This is a genomic window from Streptomyces boncukensis (assembly GCF_011045075.1).
GTDB lineage: Bacteria > Actinomycetota > Actinomycetes > Streptomycetales > Streptomycetaceae > Streptomyces > Streptomyces boncukensis.
In genome coordinates, this window is the sequence record NZ_JAAKZZ010000872.1 from 1 (window position 1) to 1,839 (window position 1,839).

Sequence of the window (1,839 nt, forward strand, 5' to 3'; positions counted from 1 at the left end):
CCCCCCCACTCCCCCGGCGGCGCGCCGGCTGCCGTGTTCAGGCGCTGGTGCCGATGCCGGCCACGTAGGCGTAGGCGATCCAGTCGGAGTCGAGGTCGGCGATCAGGTCGTCCCAGATCTCATCCAGCGTCCCGGTGTCGCCGGCCTCCCAGGCGTCCACGGCGTCGTCCCACACATAGCGGGCCTGGATCGAGCGGTCCTGGACGTTGGGGCGGCGGTACTTCTCGGGGACGTTCGTCTGGTCGACGGCGTAGATCTCCATGCGTACGCCCCGGCCGTCGTTGTCGAAGTACCGCTTGAGCTGCCCGGAGCGGATCAGGTTCGCCCGGCGGCGTTCCCAGTAGGCGGCGTCGATCTTCTCCCGGCTGGCGCGGGAAGGGGCGGTGCGGCCCGCGTACCAGTCCCGGATCGTGCGGGCGCCGGCCCCGGCCTCGCGCAGCGCGGTGCGGCCGGCAGGGCTGTTGAGATAGCGCAGACGGGCGTTCAGCCCGCGCCGGGAGGTGACCGGGGAGGCGATGCCGTGGGCGCGTACGACGCGGTCGATCTCGCCGGCGAGGGCCTGGCCGCCGGTCATGCCGCGGGCGCCGTGCTTCTGCCACTCGCCCCACTCCGCCTGGGACTGGCTGGTCACCCCTCACCTCCCAGGGTGTAGGTGTCCTTGACTTTCATCTCGGCCATGCCCCGGCCCTCGGCGAACACCCCGCGCCAGTCACCCGCCAGGTGGAGTTCGTCGGTACCGGACATCTGCACCAGCTTCAGGCCCGCCTTCCGGGCGCGGTCGGCCTTGAACCACAAGTTCGCGAACGCCTGGGAGCGGATGATGTGCATCCAGTCCGGACGGCGGATCTCCCGGTTCATGGACGATTCGCCGACGGTGGAGACGAACTTGGAGTACATCGCCTTGAGATACTCCACCGTGAGCGTGTCGCCCTGGTCGATGGCCTGCTTGCGCAGCTCGACCAGGGTACGGCGCAGCTTCTCCAGCAGCGCCTCGGTGGAGCCGGACGTCCAGGACTCGCGGATGACGGGCGGGTCGCACAGGCCGTCCCTCGCACAGCGCATCAGCAGTCGCAGGGTCGGCTCGGTCACCCACAGCTCCCCCGGCTCCATACGGGCGCCGAGGGGGGAGGGGATGTCAGCGTGGTCCCACTCCGGCGGAGTGATCAGGTGCACGCCCGCTTGTCCGGGGTCGTGGATGCCGGTGGTGCTGTGCACGAGGCGGCCCAAGGGGAGACGGGTCTTCCAGGCCGCGAGGTAGGCGGCGTTGGCATCCAGCACAGCGACGTCGACCGGTCCGTGCCCGCCTGCCCTGACCGCTTGGGCCAGGGCGGTGTTCCGCCACTTGGGACGTCCCTCCCAGATGGAGTCGGCGCCTTTTTGCGAGCGCTTCTTGAGGACGTCCTCGGTGGGCGGGAAGTCCTTGTGCTCGTAGCGGCCGCCCACGCGGGACTGCTTGAACAGACGCATCACGTCCTGGACCGCGCGCTTGGACAGAACCTGCTGCGCGGCTTCGACATCGCCGCCGTGCGCACGCAGCACCTCGGCGACCGTACCGGTGACGGTGAGCGCGAGCTCGTTGTCCGTGAGCGGGGCCGGGACAGGGCGCGGCCGGCTCCCCCCGGGCGCCGGCGGAGCGGCGGCGGCCTCGGTGGTGGCCTCGGGGGCGGCCTCGGCGGTGCCCTGGGCGGTGGGGAGCGGCGCGCCGACGCACAGACCGTACATATGCTGCGGGAGCCCGCCCGCGCGTGCGGTGGTCGGCTTCCCGCACAGCACACACGGCCCCGGATCCGGAGGCGTGCCGTCGACGGGCGCCGGGTCGGGCGGGAGGACCTCCCCCGG

The 1,839-nt window shown here is 71.8% G+C and carries 2 protein-coding genes; both read right to left on the reverse strand.

What is annotated here, in order from left to right; genetic code table 11:
• Positions 1-37 precede the first annotated feature (37 nt).
• Positions 38-631, reverse strand: coding sequence for a hypothetical protein (locus G5C65_RS36535; protein ID WP_338146839.1), 594 nt, complete (start codon positions 629-631; stop codon positions 38-40).
• A partial coding sequence (locus G5C65_RS36540; protein WP_420903400.1) for an acyltransferase occupies positions 628-1,839 on the reverse strand: 1,212 nt, incomplete at its 5' end. The genes G5C65_RS36540 and G5C65_RS36535, both read right to left, overlap by 4 nt.